The organism is Streptomyces sp. NPDC051582, from assembly GCF_040681715.1.
GTDB lineage: Bacteria > Actinomycetota > Actinomycetes > Streptomycetales > Streptomycetaceae > Streptomyces.
Genome location: NZ_JBFAZJ010000007.1, coordinates 76,282 through 96,680 on the forward strand (window position 1 = coordinate 76,282; position 20,399 = coordinate 96,680).

The window sequence follows — 20,399 nt, forward strand, 5'->3', positions numbered from 1 at the left end:
CCGCGGGGTGCGCGCGAGCCGTCAGTCGAGGCAGAACTCGTTGCCCTCGACGTCCTGCATCACGATGCACGACTCGTTCTCCTCGTCGGCGGTCAGCACCTGCACGCACACCGCGCCGAGCGCGACCAGCCGGGCGCACTCGGCCCGGAGCGTGGCCAGGCGCTCGGCCCCCATCAGCCCGGTGCCGGCCCGTATGTCGAGGTGCACCCGGTTCTTGGCGACCTTGCCCTCGGGAACGCGCTGGAAGTACAGCCGAGGACCCACCCCCGAGGGATCACCGCAGGCGAACCAGGAGCCCCGGTCCTGCGGGGACTGGGAACGGTTGAAGTCGTCCCAGGTGGCGAACCCCGCGGGCGGCGGCGGTACGACGTACCCCAACACCTCGCACCAGAAGCGGGCGACGCGCTCGGGTTCCGCGCAGTCGAAGGTGATTTGGACCTGCCTGATCGATGACATCGGCGCACCTCAGCAAGGGCGTTCGCCTGCACGGAACGTGCCCGGGACGTCACGTGGTGTCGCTCCCCGGAATCTTCACCCGGTGAAAGTGGAGGGGGTGCGTCCTGTTACATCCCCGGCGGAAGTTCGGTCCGTTTTGGGTGGTTGTGCGGAGTCGGGGTCTCGGGCCGTCCCCATGTGTTACTCGATCTTGTGGAGGAGGTGTGGCGATCCGCCGAATTGATCGGAGAGTTCGTGTCGTACGACGTGATGCCGCCTCAATCGGGATGTCAACGCGGTTGGCTCCACTGCTCGTTCGCGTGCTTTCATCTGTCCGGCGCCGGCGGTGAGGCGGCGTCATTCGCGAATTGATTCAGACGACTGAAAGGGTGCGCACATCATGCGTAACGACATCGAGACCCGTGAGATCGCCGACGACGAACTGGACGCGGTTTCCGGCGGTGTCAGCATTTCCGGTGGGCTTCTCGGCGCCGTGACCGGCGACGTCTTCCACGTGGTGAACACGGTCACCTCGCTCCACACGGTCCAGGGCGTGCAGGCCCTGCCCGGCACGGTCGAGGGCATCGTCGGCGTGCGCGCCGGTGTCGCCGGCCTCTGAGTCGGATGTCCGTGTGAGTGGACCCCGGGGCGTCATTCGTTCCGGGGTTCGCCGTGTGTGAAGGGGAGTTCGTGCAGTTCCGTCGAAAGGCGCTCTCCAAACTGAATTCGGGCGACGAGCTCGATCTTCCCGTGCGCTTCGCCCGGCCCCAGGGGAAATTCGCGCTCGGCGTGAGCGTCCTCGTCATGGCCGTCCTCGGTGTCTGGGTGTTCAGCGGGTCCGTTTCCGCCAAGGCGAGCGCGTCCGGAATTCTCACGCGCGCCCAAGGCAGCTATCTGCTCCAGAGCCCGTACTCCGGACAGGTCACCGCCGTGCTCTCCCAAGAGGGACGGCTGCTCGCGCCCGGTGCGCCGCTGTTCCAAGTCGCCACCGAGCAGGGCGAACGGACCGTGCGCGCCGTCGCCGGCGGGCGGGTGACGAGCCTGGTCGCCAAGACGGGCGCCGTCGTGGCGACGGGTGCGGACCTCGCCGTCCTGGAGCGGGTCAAGAGCGCCGACGAGCCGCTGGTGGCCGTGCTGTACGTGTCAGGTGCCGGTGGCGCGGACATCCGCGTCGGGGCCCTGGTCGACCTGGACGTGCAGTCCGTCCCCCGGCAGCGGTTCGGCGTACTGCGCGGGCGGGTCAAGGACGTGGGGCGCGCGCCCCAGACGCAGGCGCAGATCGCCGGCTTCCTCGGCGACGCCCGCCTCGCGGCGCAGTTCGCCCGCCAGGGCAATCCGATCGCGGTGCTCGTGCAGCTCGAAGGCTCCTCCGCGACCGTCTCCGGCTACCGCTGGTCCACCGCGGGCGGACCCCCGTACCCGCTCGACTCCACGACGCCGGTCGACGGAGCCGTCCACCTCCCGGCACAGCGTCCCGTCGATTGGCTGCTCCCGTGACCCTCTCCTCCCGCGGGCGCCAGCGCGCGCCGCGCCGCACGCCCCGTCCCGTACGCACCCCCACCGTGCTCCAGATGGAGGCGGTGGAGTGCGGGGCCGCCGCGCTGGCCATGGTGCTCGGCCACCACGGCCGCTTCGTCCCCCTCGAAGAGCTGCGCATCGCCTGCGGGGTGTCCCGCGACGGCTCCCGGGCCGGGAACCTGCTCAAGGCCGCCCGCGGTTACGGGCTGACCGCCAAGGGCATGCAGATGGACCTCGGCGCGCTCGCCCGGGTGAGCCCGCCGGCCATCCTCTTCTGGGAGTTCAACCACTACGTCGTCTACGAGGGCACGGGCCGGCGCCTCGGCCGCCGCGGCGCCCACGTCAACGACCCGGCCAAGGGCCGCCGGTTCGTTCCCATGGAGGAGTTCGACACCGCCTTCACCGGCATCGCGCTCGTCTTCGAACCCGGCCCGCGCTTTCGCCGCACCGGCCGCCGGCAAGGGGTCATGAGCGCCATGCCGGCCCGCCTGCGCGGCACTTCGGGCACCATGCTCGCCGCCGTGCTCTCCAGCCTCCTGCTGGTGGCCGTCGGCGCGACGGTGCCCGCACTGAGCCGTACGTACATCGACACGTTCCTCATCGGCGAGCAGACCTCGCTGCTCGGCGTGCTGTTCGCGGCGATGGGGGCGGCCCTCGTCCTCACGGCCGTGCTCACCTGGCTCCAGCAGGCCAATCTGCTGCGCGGCCGCATCATCTCCTCGACGCTCGGCAGCGCCCGCTTCCTGCGCCACCTCCTGCGGCTCCCCGTCGCCTTCTTCACCCAGCGCAACCCGGCCGACCTCGTCCAGCGCCTGCGGTCCAACGACGCGGTCGCCGAGACCCTCGCCCGCGACCTGGCCGCCGCGGGCGTGGACGCCGTGGTGGTCGTGCTCTACGCCGTCCTGCTGTGGACCTACGATCCGCAACTCACCGTCGTCGGGGTGCTCATCGCCCTGCTCAACCTGGTGGCCCTGCGGATCGTGATGCGGCTGAGGGCCACCGGCACCCAGAAGCTGCGCGCCGAGAGCGCCCGGCTCACCAACACCTCGTACAGCGGTCTGCAGCTGATCGAGACGATGAAGGCCACCGGCGGGGAGGACACCTTCTTCCGCCGCTGGGCCGGCCAGCACGCCGTCACGCTCGACGTGCAGCAGCGGCTCGGGGTCCCCAGCGCCTGGCTGGCCGTCGTCGCGCCCACGCTCGCCGCGCTCAACAGCGCGCTGATCCTCATGATCGGGGGCTCGCGCGCGGTGGAGGGGCACCTGTCGGTCGGCCTGCTCGTCGCCTTCCAGGCCCTCGTGACCAGCTTCACCGCGCCGATCACCCGCCTGGGCGGAGTGGCGGGCCGGATCCAGGACTTCGCGGCGGACGTGGCCCGGTTGAAGGACGTGGAGAACTTTCCCGTCGACCCCCTCTACCTGCGCCGCGAGCAGCTCTCCGGCACCCGCCGCCTGAAGGGGCACGTGGAGCTGGACGGCATCACCTTCGGCTACAGCCCGCTGGACGCGCCACTGCTGAAGAACGTCTCGCTCGCCGTCGGCCCCGGGCAGCAGGTGGCCCTCGTCGGCGGCTCGGGCAGCGGCAAGTCCACCGTCTCCCGGCTGATCTCCGGCCTCCACACCCCGTGGGAGGGCGCCATCCGCATCGACGGGATGCGGCTGGAGGACATCCCGCGCGGCGCGCTGGCCGCCTCCGTGTCGTTCGTGGACCAGGACGTCTTCCTCTTCGAGGGCACCGTCCGCGACAACGTCGCCCTCTGGGACCCCTCCATCCCGGACGAGGCCGTCGTCGCCGCCCTCCGGGACGCCGCAGTGTACGAGGTGGTCGCACGGCGGGCCGGCGGCATCCACAGCCGCGTCGAGCAGGACGGGCGCAACTTCTCCGGCGGCCAGCGCCAGCGCCTGGAGATCGCCCGCGCCCTGGTGCGCCGCCCCAGCGTCATGATCCTGGACGAGGTGACCAGCGCCCTGGACGCGGCGACCGAGCAGATCGTCATCGACAACCTGCGGCGCCGCGGCTGCGCCTGCGTGGTGATCGCCCACCGGCTGAGCACCGTACGGGAGAGCGACGAGATCGTCGTACTCGACCGGGGCACGGTCGTGGAGCGCGGACGGCACGAGCAACTGCTCGCCGCGCGGGGCGCGTACGCCGCACTGGTCAAGGAGCACTGACGTGGCGACCCCGCACCAGACCCACCAGACCCACCAGACCAGCCACTCCCGGCAGGTCCATCAGACCGGCGCCGTGGCGGATCCGGTCGTCGCGGCCCTCGGCGCTCTGGGCTCGGACGTCGACTGCGCGGGCCTGCGCAGCATCTTCCTGGAGGGTCCGCTCGTCCTGTGGCTCGTCGTCCGGGGCGAGCTGGACGTGTTCGCCGTCGACGCCGCCCAGGAGGGCCACTGGCACTTCCTCGGCCGGCTGGAGTCCGGCGCGCTGCTCCTGGGCCCGGTCGACGGGCCCGCGCACACGCTGACCGGGCGCCCGCTGCAAGGCTGCGCACTGCGCCGCATCGAACTGCACGAGCTGCACCGGCCCGCGCCCGCCGGATCCTGGGGCGGGCCCGCGGAGTACGGGTACGCCGGGCCCGCGGAGTACGGGTACGCCGGGCACGGGGAGCACGGCGGCCACGGCATGCACACCGAGCCGTGGCAGCCCGCGGCCAGCCCCCTGGAGGACGCCTTCGCCCGCGGCATCGGCCGGGGCCTTCGCGTGCTGTACCAAGCACCGCTGGACGGCGCCCCGGACACCGCCGGCCGGGGCGGGGCCGACGAGGACATCCCGTGGATGCAGATCCCGCCGGGGAGCGTGCAGTACGGCGCCGTGTACGAGTCCCACGACGGCGCGGCCACCGCCGGCACGCTCCTCGTCGACGAGGCCGTGTGGCAGGGCATGGTCGACCGGCAGTACCGGCTGCTGTCCGCACTGGACCGCCGCATCGAACAGGACGAGCGCGCCCACGCGGACCGCACCGCCGCCGGGATCGAGGCCGGCGAGGCCGCCCGCAGCCAGGCGGACCGCGCCCTGCTCGCCTCCATCGGCCGATCCCGCGGGGGAGCGAGCCGCGCAGCGGGCGACGACGCGACCTTCGCCGCGTGCCGCCTCGTGGCCGCCGAAGCCGGCATCGCCCTGACCGAACCCACCGGCGCCGCGGGCGACTCCGGGCGCACGGACCCGGTCGAACGCATCGCCCTCGCCTCCCGCATCCGCACCCGGCCGGTCAAGCTGGCCGGCCGCTGGTGGCGGGAGTACGGCGGCCCGCTGGTCGGCCGGCGCGCGGACGACGGGGCCCCCGTCGCCCTGCTGTGGCGCCGCGGCCGGTACGAGGCCGTCGACCCCCTCACCGGCGCCCGCGCGCCCGTCCGCCGGCGCGACGCGGCCGCCTTCGCCCCGCACGCCGTCATGTTCTACCGCCCCCTGCCCGACCGGAAGCCGGGCCTGGCGCACCTGCTGCGCTTCAGCGTGCGCGGCAGCGGCCAGGACCTGCGCAGCCTGGTCCTCGGCGGACTCGGGGCCGTCGGGCTCGGCGCGCTCGTCCCGGTGGCCACCGGCCGGGTGCTCGGCACGTACGTACCGCGGGGTGAGGACGGCCTCATCGCCCAGACCGCGCTGGCGCTCATCGCGGCCGCGGTGGTCTCGGCCGCCTTCATGCTGCTCCAGAACGTCTCCGTGCTGCGGATGGAGGGCCGCATCGAGGCCACCTTGCAACCGGCCGTGTGGGACCGGCTGCTGCGGCTGCCCGTGACCTTCTTCGCAGGCCGCTCCACCGGGGAACTCGCCGCCGCGGCCATGGGCATCAGCTCCATCCGCAGCGTGCTGTCCGGCATCGTCTCGGTGTCCCTCCAGGCCGGCACCGTCGGCGCGATGAACCTCGTACTGCTGCTCGTCTACAGCGTGCCGCTGGCACTGGCGGCGCTCGCCATGCTGACGGGCGTCGCCGCCGTCTTCCTGGGTCTCGGGCTCTGGCAGCTCCGCTACCAGCGGCAGCTGCTCCGGCTCGGCAACAAGCTGGACAACCAGGCGTTCCAGACCCTGCGCGGACTGCCCAAACTGCGCGTGGCCGCCGCCGAGAGCTTCGCGTACGCCGCCTGGGCGCGGGAGTTCGCCCGTACCCGCGAACTGCAGCAGCGCATCGGCCGGATCAAGAACGTCCTCACCGTCCTCAACGCGGTCTACCTGCCGCTCTGCACGCTCGCGATGTTCATGCTGCTCGCCGGGCCGGCCCGCGGCTCCATGTCCGCGGCCGAGTTCCTCACGTTCAGCACCGCCGTGACGATGATGCTGGCCTCCGCCACGCAGCTGACCGGCGCGCTCCTGTCGGCCGCCGCCGTGCAGCCGATGTACGAACAGGTCAAGCCGATCCTCCAGGCGAGCCCGGAGGTACGGACCGCCGGCATCCGGCCGGGCGAGCTCGGCGGGGCCGTCGAGGTGCGCAACCTCTCGTACCGGTACGCCGACGACGGGCCGCTCGTCCTGGACGACGTGTCGTTCGCGGTGCGGCCGGGGGAGTTCGTGGCGGTCGTCGGGGCCAGCGGCTGCGGCAAGTCGACGCTGCTGCGCATGCTCATCGGCTTCGACCGGCCGGCCTCCGGCAGCGTCCTGTACGACGGACAGGACCTGGCCGGGCTCGACCAGGCGGCCGTACGCCGCCAGTGCGGTGTCGTCCTCCAGAACGCCCAGCCGTTCTCCGGGTCGCTCCTCGACTGCATCCGCGGCTCCGGCAGCCACTCCCTCGAAGAGGCGGCGGAGGCCGCCGCGCTGGCGGGGCTCGCCGAGGACATCGAGGCCATGCCGATGGGCCTGCACACCGTCCTGTCCGACGGCGGGGGGACCGTCTCGGGCGGCCAGCGCCAGCGGCTGATGATCGCCCAGGCCCTCATCGGCAAGCCGCGCGTCCTCTTCCTGGACGAAGCCACCAGCGCGCTCGACAACGAGGCGCAGCGCGTGGTCATCGAGTCGACCCGCGCCCTGCGCGCCACCCGCATCGTGATCGCCCACCGGCTGTCCACCGTCATGGACGCCGACCGGGTGATCGTGATGGCGGACGGCCGGATGGTCCAGCAGGGCCGGCCCGCCGACCTGCTCGCCGACCCGACGGGGCCCTTCCGCGAACTGGTCCGCCGCCAGGTCGGATGAGGCGGCCGGGCCGGGCCGGGGTGGCGCGGCGCCGGACGGGGCGGCGCCGGGTGGAGCTGCCGTCAGCCTTGGGCCGAAGCCGAAGCCGAAGCCGAAGCCGAAGCCGAAGCCGAAGCCGAAGCCGAAGCCGAAGCCGAGGCCGCCGCGGCCTGCGCCCGCGTCCCGCGCTCCGGCGCGGACCCGGCCGCGGGCGGGGGCGCGGCCTGCGGCGGGAGGGCGAAGACGCGGAGGAAGAGCTGGGAGAGCGGACCGATGGCCAGGGCGTACGCCACCGTGCCCACGCCCGCCGTGCCGCCCAGCAGGACTCCGGCCGCCAGGACCGTCAGCTCGATGCCGGTGCGGACCAGCCGCAGCGAGCGCCCGGTCCGCCGGTGCAGTCCGGTCATGAGGCCGTCACGCGGGCCGGGTCCGAAGCGGGCGGCGATGTAGAGCCCGGTCGCGACCCCGTTGAGGACGATGCCCGCCGTCAGCAGGGCGGCCTGCGCGAGCGCGCCGTGCACGTCCGCCAGCACCGCGAGCGTGGCGTCCATGGTCAGGCCGACGGCGAACACGTTGGAGACGGTCCCGAGCCCGGGCCGCTGCCGCAGCGGCACCCACAGCAGCAGGACCAGCGCGCCGACGGCCACCGAGACCGTGCCGATGCTCCACCCCGTGCGCTCGGCGAGCCCCTGGTGGAAGACGTCCCACGGGTCCAGCCCCAGCCCGGCGCGGACCAGGAAGGCCGAGCTGGCGCCGTACAGCGCGAGCCCGACGTAGAGCTGCAGGAGCCGACGGGGCAGGCGCCGCGCGGGGCGGGCGGGGGCGAGCGACATCGGTGAGCCTTTCGAGGAGCCAAAGACCGACAGGTCTTACCGTGTGGCATCCCCCGAACGGCCCAACAGGGCCAATCCGAACCAAGTGGCCTTGATTCCGGTCAGCCGACCCGGGCGCCACTCCACCTGGGCGCCCGTCGTGAGAACAGGCACATTTTCGACCCTTTTGGTCCGAATTGATGAATGCTGGTTTCCGGTCCACACCGACCCACCAGCGCCACCGGCACCGGGAGAGACGAGACACATGCGACGCGCACACCGCCTGAAGGTCAACCGGCGAACGGCCCTGCCCCTGGTCGGCGGAGCCGTCGCCCTCGGCTTCGGAGGCCTCTACCTCACCGGTCTGGCCGCGGCGGGCGACGCCATCGTCGACGGCACCCACGTCCGCGGTGTCGACATCGGCGGCATGAGCCGCACGGAGGCCAGGACCGCGCTCGACCACGCGCTCGGCCCCGCCGCGGCCGCCCCGATCGAGCTGCGGATCGGCGATCGCACCGAGAAGGCCGCCCCGGCCGCCTTCGGGCTCTCCCTGGACACCGCCGCCACGGTCGACCGCGCCGCGCAGGCCGGATCCGACCCCTTCACCGTCATCGGGCGCCTGCTCACCCCGGCCGAGAACCGGGAGGTCGAGCCCGTGATCCGTACGGACGGCCCGACCAGCACCGCCGAGGTCGGCCGGATCACCACCGCCGGCCGGCAGGCCCGCGACGGGGACATCACCTTCGAGGACGGCACGGCCAAGGTCACCGCCCCCGTCACCGGTGTCGCCGTACGCGCAGGCCAGGCGGCCGACACCGTACGCGCCGCCTACCTGCGCCCCCAGGCCGGCCCGGTCGCCCTTCCCGTGGACCGGAAGGTCCCCGCCGTGGGGCAGCAGGAGACCGCGCGGGCCCTGAAGGAGTTCGCCGAGCCCGCGATGTCCGGTCCGGTCACCCTCTCGGTGGCCGGGAAGACCGTCACCCTCACCCCCGCCGTGCTGGGCGAGCACCTGTCGGTCGAGCCCGACGCGCAGGGCCGTCTGGTCCCGAAGCTGGACGCCAAGGGGCTGCTGGCCGAGCCCGCGGTCGCCCGGCAGATCGCCGCGGCCACCAGCCCCTCCCGCGGGGCCACCTTCAGCGTCGACGCCTCGGGGCGTGCGGTCGTCGCCCGGGACGGGCGCTCCGGGGTGCAGGTCACCGAGAAGGCGTTCGCCGACGCCGTGGTCCCGCTGCTGACGCGTACCGGCGCCGCCCGCAGCGGCGAGGTCGCCGTGACGACGGTCCACCCGCGGCTGACCGCCGAGAACGCCGCGCGCCTCGGCATCAAGGAGAAGATGTCCTCCTTCACGGTCAATTTCCCGGCCGCGCCGTACCGCACCACCAACATCGGGCGGGCGGTGGAGCTGATCAACGGCTCCGTCGTGATGCCCGGCGAGACGTGGAGCTTCAACAAGACGGTCGGCGAGCGCACCAAGGAGAACGGCTTCGTCGACGGCATCATGATCAACGACGGCCAGTACGTGAAGTCCCCCGGCGGCGGAGTCTCGGCGGTCGCGACGACCATGTACAACGCCATGTTCTTCGCGGGCGTCCATCCGGTGGAGCACGGGGCCCACTCGTTCTACATCGAGCGCTACCCGGAGGGCCGCGAGGCCACCGTGGCCTGGGGCACCCTCGACCTGCGCTGGAAGAACGACTCCGGCCACGCGATCTACGTCAAGGCCGAGTCCACCGACACCTCGTTGACCATCAGCCTGCTCGGCACGAAGAAGTACGACGAGATACGCGCGACCCAGGGCCCGCGGGAGAACACCACCCCGCCGGGCAAGCGCACCGGCTCCGGGCCGACCTGCGAGGTCCAGACCCCTCTGGAGGGCTTCGACGTGGCCGTCGACCGGGTCTTCGTCCAGGGCGGGCAGGAGGTCAAGCGGGAGACCTACCGTACGCACTACACCCCGCGCGACGAGGTCACCTGCGAGAACCCGGCGACCCCGAGCCCCTCGGCGACCCCGACGGGCCCGGCCGCATCGCAGCCGGGCCGCGCCTGACGGCTAGACGAAACCCGCGGGCGGGCGGGCCCGCCAGGAGTGGGAGGGGCAGTGCACCACCGACGTCACGTTCCGGTCCCAGTGGGCCCGGTGGCGGCGGGAGGAGCGGGCGTGGGGCGCGCACGGCACGGGGACCGTGCGCGCCAGTATGAGCAGGGCGGCCGTGAGGGCCGCCAGTTCTATGTGGTCCGGGGCGCCCCGGACCACCTTGATCCGGTGCCGGCGTATCACCAGGTCACCGGCAGGGTCTTGGGCCCCCGGATCAGCGCCCCGGCCTGCCATTCGAGCTGCTCGGGCGGCACGGCCAGGGCCAGGCGCGGATAACGTTCGATCAGTGTGGTGATGATGATCTCGGACTCCATACGAGCCAGCATCGAGCCGACGCAGTGGTGCGGCCCGTTGCCGAAGGCCATGTGGGCGATGGGCCCGCGATCGAAGTCCAGCGCGTCCGGGTTCGGGAAGACCTCGGGATCGCGGTTGGCCGCGAGGTACGAGGAATACACCGTGTCCCCGGCCTTGATCGTGACCCCGGCGATGTCCACGTCCCGGGTGGCGATCCGCGGCAGACCGACCCCGCTGCGGTGCGGGATGAACCGCAGCAGCTCGTCGACCGCCTGGGGGATCATCTCCGGCTCCCGGCGCAGCCGTTCGTGGTGCTCCGGATGGGTGAGCAGGGCGTACACCATGTTCGCGCTGTTGTTGCGGACGGCGTGCGCACCGCTCACGAGGATCGCGGTGGCGATGGAGACGGCCTCCGGCTCGGTGATCTCACCGGCGTCGGCGGCTCCGGCGAGGACCCCGGCGAGGTCGTCGCTCTGCTTCACCCGCCGCATGGCGAGCAGCGCGACCACGCATTCGCGCACCGTCTTGAGGGCGTCGGTGCTCTTGTCGGGGGCCGGGCCGGGGGTCATGATCACGTTCGCCCAGGAGGTCATGTCCTGGCGCATGTCCTGCGGCATGCCCAGCAGGTCGGCGACTGCCGCCAGCGGGAACGGGCCGTGCAGGTGCTCGACGAGATCCGCCGGCGAGCCGTGCCGCTCCATCTCGTCCAGCAGCCCGTCGGCCGTGTGCTGCACGGTCGGCCGCAGCTTCTGCATGCTCTTGCCGGTGAACGCCCGGGCGACCACGCGGCGCATGTCGTTCAGGCGCGGCGGGTCGGCGTAGTTCATCGACGCCTGCTGCGAGGCGATCGCATGTGGGGAGGAGGCGGTGATGGTCCGGCCGACCAGCTCCGACCGGCTGAAGCGCGGGTCCGTGGTCGCCGCCTTCACGTCGGCGTAGCGCGCCATCAGCCAGGCGGTGCCCTGGCCGAACGGCAGCCGGATCCGGGTGGCCCGTTGGTCCCGCAGGCGGTCGTGGAGGAACGGGTCGAATTCCAGCGCCTCGAAGTCGTCCAGGTTCCAGCAGTGCACCGGTTCGCCCGAGGCCGGGTCCACCCCGGCGTCCCTCTCCGGGTCCATCTCCGGCTCCGGCCTGAGGGCGGTTTGCGGGTCTGACGTCATGGTTCATCTCCCTGCGTGGATGTCACCCCCCGAGGCGCGATTCCGCGGGAAATCGGCACGGCCATCCCTTCCCTCTCGTCACACGCTCCGCTGCCTCATCGGCGCAGCGTCACCGGATTGGCTCATGTCACCAACGCCGTAGTCCCGCGCGCGCATCCGGCGGAGGTCGATGAGGCTGTGTCAGACACGAAAGGAGAGCCACCCATGGCGACTCTGTGCAGGCCAACGGTGTGCGTGCCCGAGCACGTGATCACGATGGAGCAGACCCTTGATCTGTGCCGGTCCGTACACGCGGACCATCCGCAGCTCGACCTGGCGCTGCGTCTGATCCGCAACACCGGCGTCGCGAAGCGGCACATCGTGCAGCCCATCGAGGAAACGCTCAAGCACCCCGGTTTCGAATCGCGCAACGCCGTGTACGAGGCCGAGGCCAAGCGGCGGGTCCCGGCGGTGGTGCGGCAGGCGCTGGAGGACGCCCAGCTGCGGGCCAAGGACATCGACATGATCATCTACGTGTCGTGCACGGGCTTCATGATGCCCTCGCTGACCGCCTGGATGATCAACGCGCTGGGCTTCCGGACGGACACCCGGCAGCTGCCCATCGCCCAGCTGGGCTGTGCGGCGGGCGGCGCCGCCGTCAACCGCGCCCACGACTTCTGCATCGCCTACCCCGAGGCGAACGCGCTGATCGTGTCCTGCGAGCTCTGCTCGCTGTGCTACCAGCCCGCCGACCTGGAGGTCGGCAACCTGCTCTCCAACGGCCTGTTCGGCGACGGAGTGGGAGCGGCCGTCGTCCGCGGCCGGGGCGGAACCGGCATGGAACTGCACCGCAACAGCTCGTACATCATCCCCCAGACGGAGGACTGGATCATGTACGACGTCAAGTCCACCGGGTTCCACTTCAAGCTCGACCGGCGGGTCCCGGGGACGATGGAACCGCTCGCGCCGTCCCTCAAGGACCTGGCAAAGCTCCATGGCTGGGACGCCGCCGCGCTGGATTTCTACATCATCCACGCCGGCGGACCGCGCATCCTGGACGACCTCAGCAAGTACCTCGGTGTGGCACCCGAGGCATTCCGCTTCAGTCGGGCCACACTGACCGAGTACGGCAACATCGCAAGCGCCGTCGTCCTGGACGCACTGCGCCGCATGTTCGACGAGAACGGCACCGCCGACGCCGCGCGGGGCCTGTTGGCCGGATTCGGCCCGGGCATCACCGCGGAGATCTCACTGGGCAGCTGGACCTCGGAATGAGGACCGGGTGAGGGAGGAATCCGAAGAATGCTGAAGGACGGCCCCGCAACCTCAAGGCCACCCATCACGCACTGGCCCACCCCGGCTCTGGACGGGGTCGACTTCGACCCCGTCCTCGCCGAGCTGATGCAGGCGGGTCCGATCACCCGGATCCGCATGCCCAACGGAAGCGGGTGGGCCTGGCTCGTCTGCGGGTACGAAGACGTGCGCATGGTGGCCAACGATCCCCGGTTCAGCCGCAAGCTGGTCGTGGAACACGATGTCACCCGGCTGGCCCCGCACTTCATCCCCGCACCGGGTGCGGTCGGGTTCGAGGACCCGCCCGACCACACCCGGCTGCGGCGCACGGTCGGCGCGGCCTTCACCACCCCCGGAGTGGAGCGCCTGCGCACCCGCGCGAAGGAGATGCTCGACGGCTACGTCGACGGGATCCTGCGCGACGGCCCGCCCGTCGACCTGACCGAACGCCTGCTGGCACCCTTCCCGCTCGCCGTCGTGTGCGAGCTGATGGGCGTACCGGAGGAGGACCGGCCCAGGGTCCACGAATGGACCACGCTGATCCTCTCCTCGGCCCAGGGCGCCGAACGCAGCGAACAGGCGAAGAACGACATGTGCGCCTACCTGGGCGGGCGCATGCGCACCGGGGAGGTCGCCGGCGGCGACAGCGTCATCGGGCTCCTGGTGAAGGCCATCGAGGCGGGCGAGGTCACCGCCGAGGAGGCGACCGGCCTCGCCCTGCTCCTCCAGATCGGGGGCGAGGCCGTCACCAACAACGTGGGCAACATGGTCTACATCCTGCTCACCCGGCCGGACCTGATGGACCGGATGCGCAGCGACCCCGCCCTGCGGCCCTCGGCCATCAACGAACTGCTGCGCTACATCCCGCACCGCAACGCCGTCGGCCTCTCCCGGATCGCCCTTGAGGACGTCACCGTGGCGGGCCAGCTCATCCGGGCGGGCGAGGCGATCTACGTCTCCTACCTGGCGGCCAACCGCGACCCGGAGGTCTTCCCCGACCCCCACGAGCTGGACCTGGAGCGCAGCCCCAACCCGCACGTCTCCTTCGGGTACGGACCCCACTTCTGCCCCGGGAACATGCTCGCCCGCCTCGAATCCGAGCTGATGGTGGACGCCCTCCTGGACCGCTTCGCGGACCTGCGCTTCGGCGTCCCCGTGAACGAACTGCGCTGGCGGCCCGGGGCGCTCATCCGCGGGCCCGAAGGTCTGCCCGTGACCTGGTCATGACCGCGCACGTCGCCCGCGACGGGCTGTTCGTGCCACCGGGTCACGGCCGCAAGCTGCACACCGAGGCCCAGCAGGTCACGTTCAAGGTCACCGGGGAGCACTCCACGGTGGCCTCCAGCTTCGAGGTCGTCGTCCCGCCCGGCTTCGACGTGGGGGCGCACCTGCACACCCGCAGCGAGGAGCTCTTCTACGTCCTGGAGGGTGAACTCGACGTCATGGCCTTCGAGCCTCGCGTCCGTTCCGGGGACGACTGGCGACACTGGGAGGCGCTCGACGGACGCCAAGTCGTCCGTGCCACGCCAGGAACCGTCATCGTGGTTCCGCCCGGTTGTCCGCACGCCTTCGCGAACCCCACCGGCGAACCGGCCCGGATGTTCTTCCAGGCCTCCCCGCCCCCCGATCACGAGCGGTACTTCGAGGAGCTCCTCGAACTGCTCGACACGAGCGCCACCCCGGATCCCGCCGCGGTCCACGCACTCCGGAAGCGCTACGACATCGAACAGCTCACGCCGTTGCGCCACGAGCTGTCCTGACCACCCCGGCAAGACCCCCACACAAACGCACACCATTCTCGGGAGAATCCATGCTGCGCACGCGCCGCAAACTTCGCACCGCCACGTACGTCATCGCGACCATGATCGCCGCCGGTACCTCGCTCGCCGCGGCCCCGGCACAGGCAGCCCACTCCCTGCCGTCCTACTGGTGCACCCTCAACGGCGTCGAGGTGAAGTCCGGTCTGTCGGTCGTGCGGGGCACCGCGGGCGCCGACACGATCCTGTGCGAGAACGACGTCGAGAACGTCATCATCGACGGCGCCGGCGGCAACGACAACATCCGCGTCAAGGGCATGCTGATCGACGGTCAGGTGCTCGGCGGCGAGGGAGACGACACCCTCCAGGTCAACAACCTCGCCCCGAAGTACGGCAACTCCTCGGTGCGAGGCGGCGCGGGCAGCGACACCATCATCACCGCGCTCGTCGTGGGCACGGCGGAGCACGGCGCCAGCGTCTACGGCGACCACGGCGACGACAAGATCACCACGGGCAGCGTCATGGGTGCGCCCGGAGACTACGAGCGCGGCGGCGGCCAGGTCTTCGGCAACGACGGCAGCGACCTGATCCGCACCGGCAACGTCGACCTCGGCGGCCGGGTCCTCGGCGGCAGCGAGAACGACGTGATCGAGCCCAAGTCGGTCGGCGCCGAGTCCGCGGGCATCGTCCAGGGCGGCCCGGGCAACGACACGGTCCGCGGTCTGAACGACACGGTCCTGACGATCGGACCGGGCTACGGCCAGGTCGACGGCGGCATCGGGACCAATGCCTGCCGGGTGAAGCACTTCTCGACCGGCGACCGGGTCCGCAGCTCGCTGTCGAACTGCGCGAACTCCGAGGCGGGGCCGGCGGCCCCCGCCAAGCCGGCCACGTCCACCACACCCGCCAAGCCGGCGGCGCCCGCGTCCGCGGGCCACTCACCGCGCTGACGGACGGCGGCCTCCGGGAGCGCCGTGCCGGCGCTCCACGGACAGGCCGCCGGGCAGCATGAACAGGGTCAGCACCGCGCCGACGGCGAAGATGGCCGCCGATGCCGTGAAGACCGTGTGGTAACCCTCCAGGGCAGCCCGCGCCATCAGTTCGGGCGTGGGCTGCCGGCCCGCCAGCGAGCGGGCGACGGCTCCGGCGGCAAGGGTGCTCATGAGCGCCGTGCCGACGGAGCCGCCCGTCTGTCGCATCGCGTTGACCGTCGCCGAACCCACCCCCGCGTCCCGCGGGTCGATGCCGGCGGTGCCGAGGTTCATGGCGGCCGCCGTGATCAGGCCCATGCCCAGCCCCGTCGCCACCTGGCCCGGCAGCACGTCCACGACGTACGGGCCGGTCGCGGTCACGTTCGTCATCCAGGCCATGCCGCAGGCCGACAGCAGCATGCCGGTGACGATGCGCGGGCGCCCGCCGATCTTGCCCAGCAGCCCCATGTTGCTGCCGATCGCGCCGATCATCGTGCAGCCGGACATCGGCATGAAGGCCAGACCGGTCCTGGCCGGGCTGTAGCCGCGGGCGTGCTGCAGGTAGTACGTCAGGAACAGGAACACCCCGAACATCCCCACCCCGGTGATGAACACGGCGATCAGCGCGGTGCCCCGGACCCGGTCGAGCACGATCCGCAGCGGCAGCAGCGGGTGCGCGCTGCGGCGCTGCCACCACACGAACCCGGCGAGCAGCAGCGCCGCCATGACCAGGAAGCCCAGGGTGTGCACGGACTGCCAGCCGCGGGGGCCGGCCGTGGCCAGTCCGTAGACCAGGCAGAAGAGCCCGGCCGAGGCGAGGACCGTGCCCGGCAGGTCCAGCCGGGGAGCAGCGGCGGGCGCGGGCCGCTTCAGCCACAGCACACCGCCGGTGACGGCGGCGGCGGCGAACAGCAGGTTCACGTACATCGTCGAGCGCCAGCTCAGGTGCTCGGTGAGGACACCGCCCAGCAGCAGTCCCACGGCGCCCCCGGACGCGGCGAGCGATCCGAAGATGCCGAAGGCCTTGGCCCGTTCGGCGGGCGCCGCGAACGTCGTGGTCAGCAGGGAGAGCGCGGCCGGGGCCAGCAGCGCGGCGAACACCCCTTGCAGGGCGCGGGCCGTGACGAGCACCCCGAAGGTGGCCGCGGCGCCGCCGAGCGCGGAGGCCGCCGCGAAGCCGATCTGTCCGATGAGGAAGGCCCGGCGGCGCCCGAACTTGTCGGCCAGTCGCCCGCCGAGCAGCAGCAGGCTGCCGAAGGTGATCGCGTACGCGGTCACCACCCACTGCCGCTGGTCGTCGGAGAACCCGAGGCCGGCCTGGGCGGAAGGCAGGGCGATGTTCACGATGGTCGCGTCGAGGACGACCATGAGCTGGGCGAGGCCGATGACGGCGAGGATCCACCAGCGGCGCGGATCGGGGGGCGCCGCGGCCTCGGGGACGGCGGAAGCGGTGCTGGTTCCGGGACGGGTCGGCTCAGCGGACATGGGGGCTCCATGGGTTCCGCGCGTTCTCGCCGGCGAGAGGGCGTACGCGTGTGCGTGGACTGTCTTCATCGACGATGCGTGAGACCGCCCCTCCACCCGCGCGCCACGCCATGACGCCGTCCGGATGGACCAGTGCAGCGTCCGTTTCTCCTACCGTTTCCCCTTCGCCTTCCCGCCCTTCTCCTTCTCCTTCTTCTTGCGCGGGACGCCGGCCGGGCGGCCGGCGTGGAGCTCCAGCGGGCCCGTGCCCTCGGCTCGGGCGCGCAGGCAGGCCTCGATCTGGCGGCGCAGGGAGGGCTTGACCAGCGCGCGCAGCTCTGGGGCGGTCACCGCGCGCCAGCGCAGCAGCTCGAAGGGGGCGAGCCGGATCCGGGCCAGGGCGGCGGCGTCCAGGACCCCGCCGTCGTAGAGGAAGCGGATGCGGGCCGGGTAGCCGGGCTTGTGGGCCCAGTTGACGCCGAGCAGCCGGCCGGGGGCGAGGTCGAGGCCGAGCTCCTCCCGCACCTCCCGGCGGGCGGCGGCGCGCGGGGTCTCGCCGAGGTCGCTGTCGATCCCGCCGCCCGGCAGGTTCCAGCGCCCGGAGTTGCCGTACGAGGGCTCCACCAGCAGGATCCGGCCCGCGGAGTCGGTGAACACCACGCTCGCCGCGGTGATGGCCTTGGGGCGGGCGGCCCGGTGGCTCGCGGCGTCGAAGGACCCGGCGTGCTCCAGGGCCGTACGCCGCTCCGGGTCCAGGCCGGCGGGGGAGCCGGGCTGTGGCACGCCGTCGACGAGGTGCGCGAGGGAGCCGGCGTACAGGGCGGCCAGACCGGCGCGCAGCCGGGGCACGAGCCGGGCGGGCAGCACCGCGTACGCCTCTTCCGGCGCGAGCCACCGGGCTCCGGCGCCCTCCCCGCCCGCGGCAAAGAGGGCGCCGGCCCGCTTCGGCGGGAGGGGACCCACGAGGTGGACGTGGGCGATGAGGGAGCGGCCGAGGGAGCCGGGCCGCCGGGATTCCACGGCGAGCAGCCGGCCGATCGGCGCGGACAGGCCCAGCTCCTCCTCCAGCCCGCGGGCCAGGGCCTCCTCCGGGGTCTGCGTGTCCTCGACGGCGGCGCCCGGGAGTTCCGCGTCCGCCCGGTGCGAGGGCGCCAGTACGAGGACGCGCCCGGCGGAGTCCAGGACGATCGCGGTGGCGGCGACGAGCGGGGAGGGCCGGGCGGCGTAGTACAGGCGCACCTCGTCGGGGGAGGGGTGCCCCGGGAGATGGTCCGGGAGACGCTCCGAGGGGCGGTCGGCCGGGCGGTCGGGCACAGCGGGCTCCTGGTGTCTGGTCGTGCCACCGTACGGGGCGGACCCGTACCCCGCGCGGGCCCGCCGCGCTCGCGGCTCAGGCCCGGGCCAGGAGCGTCCCGCCCATCGTGACCATGGTCGCCGCGACGAGCCCGTCCAGCACCCGCCAGGCCGAGGGGCGCGCCAGTACGCCGCTCAGCAGCCGGGCGCCGTAGCCGAGGGTGGCGAACCAGATCAGGCTGGCCAGCCCGGCGCCGATGCCGAAGGCCCAGCGCAGGTCCCCTCGGTCGGCGGCGAGGGAGCCGAGCAGCAGGACGGTGTCCAGGTAGACGTGCGGATTGAGCCAGGTCATGGCCAGACAGGCCAGCACGGCCCCGCGGCGCGAGCCGGCGGCCGCGCCCTCGGTGCCCAGGGCGGACCCGGGCGCGGGCCGCAGCACCCGGCGGGCGGCGAGGAATCCGTAAGCGATCAGGAAAGTGCCGCCGGCGATGGCGACCGCGGTCAGGGCGGCCGGCCAGGCGGTGACGAAGGCGCCGACCCCGGCGACGCCGAGGGCGATGAGGGCCGCGTCGGAGACGGCGCAGATCGCGACCACGGCGAGGACGGCGTGCCGGCGCACCCCCTGGCGCAGGACGAAGGCGTTCTGCGCGCCGATGGCGACGATGAGGGAGAGTCCGGTGCCGAAGCCGGCGAGTGCCGCCGCGATGATGCCGTGTGTCATGCCTTCGACCGTAAGGAGCGGGCGCGCTTCAGTACAGCTAAAGATTTTTACGTACCCTTAGCGCTCGTGATGGACGAACTCCCCTTGGACCAGGTACGGACCCTGCTCGCGGTGGTCGACGAGGGCACCTTCGACGCGGCGGCCGCGGCCCTGCACGTGACCCCCTCCGCCGTGAGCCAGCGGGTCAAGGCGCTGGAGCAGCGGACCGGCCGGGTGCTGCTGATGCGGACGAAGCCCGTGCGGGCGACCGAGTCCGGGCAGGTGGTGGTCCGCTTCGCCCGGCAGCTGGCCCGCCTGGAGCGGGACGCGCGCGCCGAGCTCGGGATGGCGCAGGAGTCGGGCGGCCCGGTGCGGCTGCCGATCGCCGTCAACGCGGACTCGCTGGCCACCTGGTTCCTGCCGGCGCTCACGCGGGTGCCGCAGGACCCGCCGGTCTTCTTCGAGCTGCACCGGGAGGACGAGGGGCACACGACGGCCCTGCTGCGGGAGGGCCAGGTGATGGCGGCGGTCACCTCCTCGCCGGACCCGGTGGCGGGGTGCACCGTACGGAGACTGGGGCTGGCGCGGTACCTGCCGGTGGCCAGCCCCGGGTTCGTGGCCCGGTACCTGGCCGGGGGCCTCGAACAGGGCCTGCGGGAGGCGCCCGTGATCGTGTTCGACCGGCGGGACGAGCTCCAGGACGGGTTCGTACGGTCGCTGACCGGCGATCAGGACGCCGGGGCGGGGCCGCTGCGCCACCACGTGCCGACCTCGGAGGGGTTCCGCGACGCCGTGGTGGCCGGGCTGGGCTGGGGACTCGTACCGGAAACCCAGTCGGAGCCGCTGGTACGCGCGGGGGAGCTGGACCTGCTGATGCCGCGCCGGCCCCTGGACGTGCCGCTGTACTGGCAGCAGTGGAAACTCGACTCCCCGGCGCTGTCGACGGTGGCGGAGGTGGTGGCGGCCGCGGCGGCCGAGGCCCTGCGCCAGGACGGGCCCCGGCGGTGGGCGGGGGCTTCGCGGTAGGCGGGGGCTTCGCGGTAGGCGCGGACCCCGACGAAGGCGGGCATCCGGCGGTGGGCGGGTCCGGCGGGGGACCCCCTAAGCTGCGGGTATGGAGTCCTACACGATCGGCCAGGCCGCCCGGCTGCTCGGCGTGAGCGTCGACACGGCCCGCCGCTGGGCCGACGCCGAGCGCTTCCCCACCCGCCGTGAAGGCACGCGGCGGATGGTGGACGGGCCGGACCTGGCCGCCTTCTGCGTGCAGGCCGCCCAGGAGGCCGGCGAGGGCGAGGACGCCCCGTACACCTCGGCGCGCAACGCCTTCCCCGGCATCGTCACCGCCGTGAAGCTCGGCACGGTCGACGCCCAGGTGGAGATCCAGGCCGGCCCGCACCGCGTCGTCTCGCTCCTGACCCGGGAGGCGGTGGAGGAGCTCGGCCTGGAGGTCGGCGCGCAGGCCGTGGCCCGGGTGAAGTCGACGAGCGTGTTCATCGACAGGGTCTGACGGGGCCGA

Annotated in this window: 18 protein-coding genes; 11 read left to right on the top strand and 7 right to left on the bottom strand. The window is 72.7% G+C overall.

The window, feature by feature from the left end; all coding sequences use genetic code 11:
* Positions 1-21 precede the first annotated feature (21 nt).
* Positions 22-456 (bottom strand): VOC family protein, encoded by a 435-nt coding sequence (locus tag AB0M92_RS12000; protein ID WP_366101997.1) that lies wholly within the window; start codon positions 454-456, stop codon positions 22-24.
* A 379-nt stretch (positions 457-835) separates the two neighbouring features.
* Here AB0M92_RS12000 and AB0M92_RS12005 point away from each other — a divergent pair, with 379 nt between their 5' ends.
* The 4 genes from AB0M92_RS12005 to AB0M92_RS12020 all read left to right on the top strand — a co-directional run bounded on the left by AB0M92_RS12005 (position 836) and on the right by AB0M92_RS12020 (position 7,086).
* The gene (locus AB0M92_RS12005) at positions 836-1,054 is read left to right on the top strand and encodes a hypothetical protein (protein WP_366101998.1); all 219 of its coding nucleotides are present in this window, start codon (positions 836-838) and stop codon (positions 1,052-1,054) included.
* 71 nt (positions 1,055-1,125) lie between these two features.
* Positions 1,126-1,932, top strand: coding sequence for an HlyD family efflux transporter periplasmic adaptor subunit (locus tag AB0M92_RS12010; RefSeq protein WP_366101999.1), 807 nt, complete (start codon positions 1,126-1,128; stop codon positions 1,930-1,932).
* Positions 1,929-4,124 carry an NHLP family bacteriocin export ABC transporter peptidase/permease/ATPase subunit gene (locus tag AB0M92_RS12015; protein ID WP_366102000.1) on the top strand — a complete coding sequence of 732 codons (2,196 nt, stop codon included), beginning with the start codon at positions 1,929-1,931 and terminating at the stop codon, positions 4,122-4,124. Before AB0M92_RS12010 ends, AB0M92_RS12015 begins: the two co-directional genes overlap by 4 nt.
* Before the next feature lie 73 nt (positions 4,125-4,197).
* A complete protein-coding gene (locus tag AB0M92_RS12020; protein ID WP_366102159.1) occupies positions 4,198-7,086 on the top strand; it encodes an NHLP bacteriocin export ABC transporter permease/ATPase subunit in 2,889 nt (962 codons plus the stop codon).
* A 62-nt stretch (positions 7,087-7,148) separates the two neighbouring features.
* Here AB0M92_RS12020 and AB0M92_RS12025 read toward each other — a convergent pair whose 3' ends face one another.
* Positions 7,149-7,898, bottom strand: coding sequence for a hypothetical protein (locus AB0M92_RS12025; RefSeq protein WP_366102002.1), 750 nt, complete (start codon positions 7,896-7,898; stop codon positions 7,149-7,151).
* Positions 7,899-8,142: 244 nt separating this feature from the next.
* Between AB0M92_RS12025 and AB0M92_RS12030 the strand changes: the two genes are divergently transcribed.
* Positions 8,143-9,924, top strand: a complete 1,782-nt coding sequence (locus tag AB0M92_RS12030) for a VanW family protein (protein ID WP_366102003.1) — start codon at positions 8,143-8,145, stop codon at positions 9,922-9,924.
* Between the two features lie 3 nt (positions 9,925-9,927).
* On the opposite strand, the gene AB0M92_RS12035 is transcribed toward AB0M92_RS12030, so the two are convergent.
* Together AB0M92_RS12035 and AB0M92_RS12040 are read right to left on the bottom strand one after the other, a co-directional pair.
* Positions 9,928-10,155, bottom strand: a complete 228-nt coding sequence (locus AB0M92_RS12035) for an acyl-CoA carboxylase epsilon subunit (protein ID WP_366102004.1) — start codon at positions 10,153-10,155, stop codon at positions 9,928-9,930.
* Positions 10,152-11,426, bottom strand: coding sequence for a cytochrome P450 (locus AB0M92_RS12040; RefSeq protein ID WP_366102005.1), 1,275 nt, complete (start codon positions 11,424-11,426; stop codon positions 10,152-10,154). The genes AB0M92_RS12035 and AB0M92_RS12040 overlap by 4 nt, the downstream gene beginning before the upstream one ends.
* A gap of 204 nt (positions 11,427-11,630) precedes the next feature.
* On the opposite strand from AB0M92_RS12040, the gene AB0M92_RS12045 reads away from it, so the two are divergent.
* From AB0M92_RS12045 to AB0M92_RS12060, 4 genes are read left to right on the top strand one after another with little or no spacing between them, the layout of a single operon-like run.
* Entirely contained in the window at positions 11,631-12,680 is a 1,050-nt protein-coding gene (locus AB0M92_RS12045) for a type III polyketide synthase (RefSeq protein ID WP_366102006.1), read from the top strand.
* Positions 12,681-12,707: 27 nt separating this feature from the next.
* Positions 12,708-13,925, top strand: a complete 1,218-nt coding sequence (locus tag AB0M92_RS12050) for a cytochrome P450 (protein WP_366102007.1) — start codon at positions 12,708-12,710, stop codon at positions 13,923-13,925.
* Positions 13,922-14,458, top strand: a complete 537-nt coding sequence (locus AB0M92_RS12055; RefSeq protein WP_366102008.1) for a cupin domain-containing protein — start codon at positions 13,922-13,924, stop codon at positions 14,456-14,458. The genes AB0M92_RS12050 and AB0M92_RS12055 overlap by 4 nt, the downstream gene beginning before the upstream one ends.
* Before the next feature lie 50 nt (positions 14,459-14,508).
* Entirely contained in the window at positions 14,509-15,405 is an 897-nt protein-coding gene (locus AB0M92_RS12060; RefSeq protein WP_366102009.1) for a hypothetical protein, read from the top strand.
* Here AB0M92_RS12060 and AB0M92_RS12065 read toward each other — a convergent pair.
* The 3 genes from AB0M92_RS12065 to AB0M92_RS12075 form a co-directional block, all read right to left on the bottom strand.
* Positions 15,394-16,911: an MFS transporter gene (locus AB0M92_RS12065; RefSeq protein ID WP_366102010.1), complete on the bottom strand. Its 1,518-nt coding sequence runs from the start codon at positions 16,909-16,911 to the stop codon at positions 15,394-15,396. The two genes, AB0M92_RS12060 and AB0M92_RS12065, sit on opposite strands and share 12 nt — an antisense overlap.
* 150 nt (positions 16,912-17,061) lie before the next feature.
* On the bottom strand, positions 17,062-18,204 hold the full coding sequence (locus AB0M92_RS12070) for an NUDIX hydrolase (protein ID WP_366102011.1): 1,143 nt from the start codon (positions 18,202-18,204) through the stop codon (positions 17,062-17,064).
* 76 nt (positions 18,205-18,280) lie between these two features.
* On the bottom strand, positions 18,281-18,904 hold the full coding sequence (locus AB0M92_RS12075) for a LysE/ArgO family amino acid transporter (RefSeq protein WP_366102012.1): 624 nt from the start codon (positions 18,902-18,904) through the stop codon (positions 18,281-18,283).
* Between the two features lie 69 nt (positions 18,905-18,973).
* Here AB0M92_RS12075 and AB0M92_RS12080 point away from each other — a divergent pair, with 69 nt between their 5' ends.
* A complete protein-coding gene (locus AB0M92_RS12080) occupies positions 18,974-19,909 on the top strand; it encodes a LysR family transcriptional regulator ArgP (RefSeq protein WP_366102160.1) in 936 nt (311 codons plus the stop codon).
* 88 nt (positions 19,910-19,997) lie between these two features.
* Positions 19,998-20,390: a TOBE domain-containing protein gene (locus AB0M92_RS12085; protein ID WP_366102013.1), complete on the top strand. Its 393-nt coding sequence runs from the start codon at positions 19,998-20,000 to the stop codon at positions 20,388-20,390.
* Positions 20,391-20,399: the final 9 nt, after the last annotated feature.

Excerpts from the sequence above, each read along its gene's own strand:
- AB0M92_RS12085 (WP_366102013.1), top strand. The coding sequence starts at position 19,998 with ATGGAGTCCTACACGATCGGCCAGGCCGCCCGGCTGCTCGGCGTGAGC.
- AB0M92_RS12055 (WP_366102008.1), top strand. The coding sequence starts at position 13,922 with ATGACCGCGCACGTCGCCCGCGACGGGCTGTTCGTGCCACCGGGTCAC.
- AB0M92_RS12045 (WP_366102006.1), top strand. The coding sequence starts at position 11,631 with ATGGCGACTCTGTGCAGGCCAACGGTGTGCGTGCCCGAGCACGTGATC.
- AB0M92_RS12025 (WP_366102002.1), bottom strand. The coding sequence starts at position 7,898 with ATGTCGCTCGCCCCCGCCCGCCCCGCGCGGCGCCTGCCCCGTCGGCTC.
- AB0M92_RS12000 (WP_366101997.1), bottom strand. The coding sequence starts at position 456 with ATGTCATCGATCAGGCAGGTCCAAATCACCTTCGACTGCGCGGAACCC.
- AB0M92_RS12060 (WP_366102009.1), top strand. The coding sequence starts at position 14,509 with ATGCTGCGCACGCGCCGCAAACTTCGCACCGCCACGTACGTCATCGCG.
- AB0M92_RS12005 (WP_366101998.1), top strand. The coding sequence starts at position 836 with ATGCGTAACGACATCGAGACCCGTGAGATCGCCGACGACGAACTGGAC.
- AB0M92_RS12030 (WP_366102003.1), top strand. The coding sequence starts at position 8,143 with ATGCGACGCGCACACCGCCTGAAGGTCAACCGGCGAACGGCCCTGCCC.
- AB0M92_RS12080 (WP_366102160.1), top strand. The coding sequence starts at position 18,974 with ATGGACGAACTCCCCTTGGACCAGGTACGGACCCTGCTCGCGGTGGTC.
- AB0M92_RS12075 (WP_366102012.1), bottom strand. The coding sequence starts at position 18,904 with ATGACACACGGCATCATCGCGGCGGCACTCGCCGGCTTCGGCACCGGA.
- AB0M92_RS12065 (WP_366102010.1), bottom strand. The coding sequence starts at position 16,911 with ATGTCCGCTGAGCCGACCCGTCCCGGAACCAGCACCGCTTCCGCCGTC.
- AB0M92_RS12040 (WP_366102005.1), bottom strand. The coding sequence starts at position 11,426 with ATGACGTCAGACCCGCAAACCGCCCTCAGGCCGGAGCCGGAGATGGAC.
- AB0M92_RS12050 (WP_366102007.1), top strand. The coding sequence starts at position 12,708 with ATGCTGAAGGACGGCCCCGCAACCTCAAGGCCACCCATCACGCACTGG.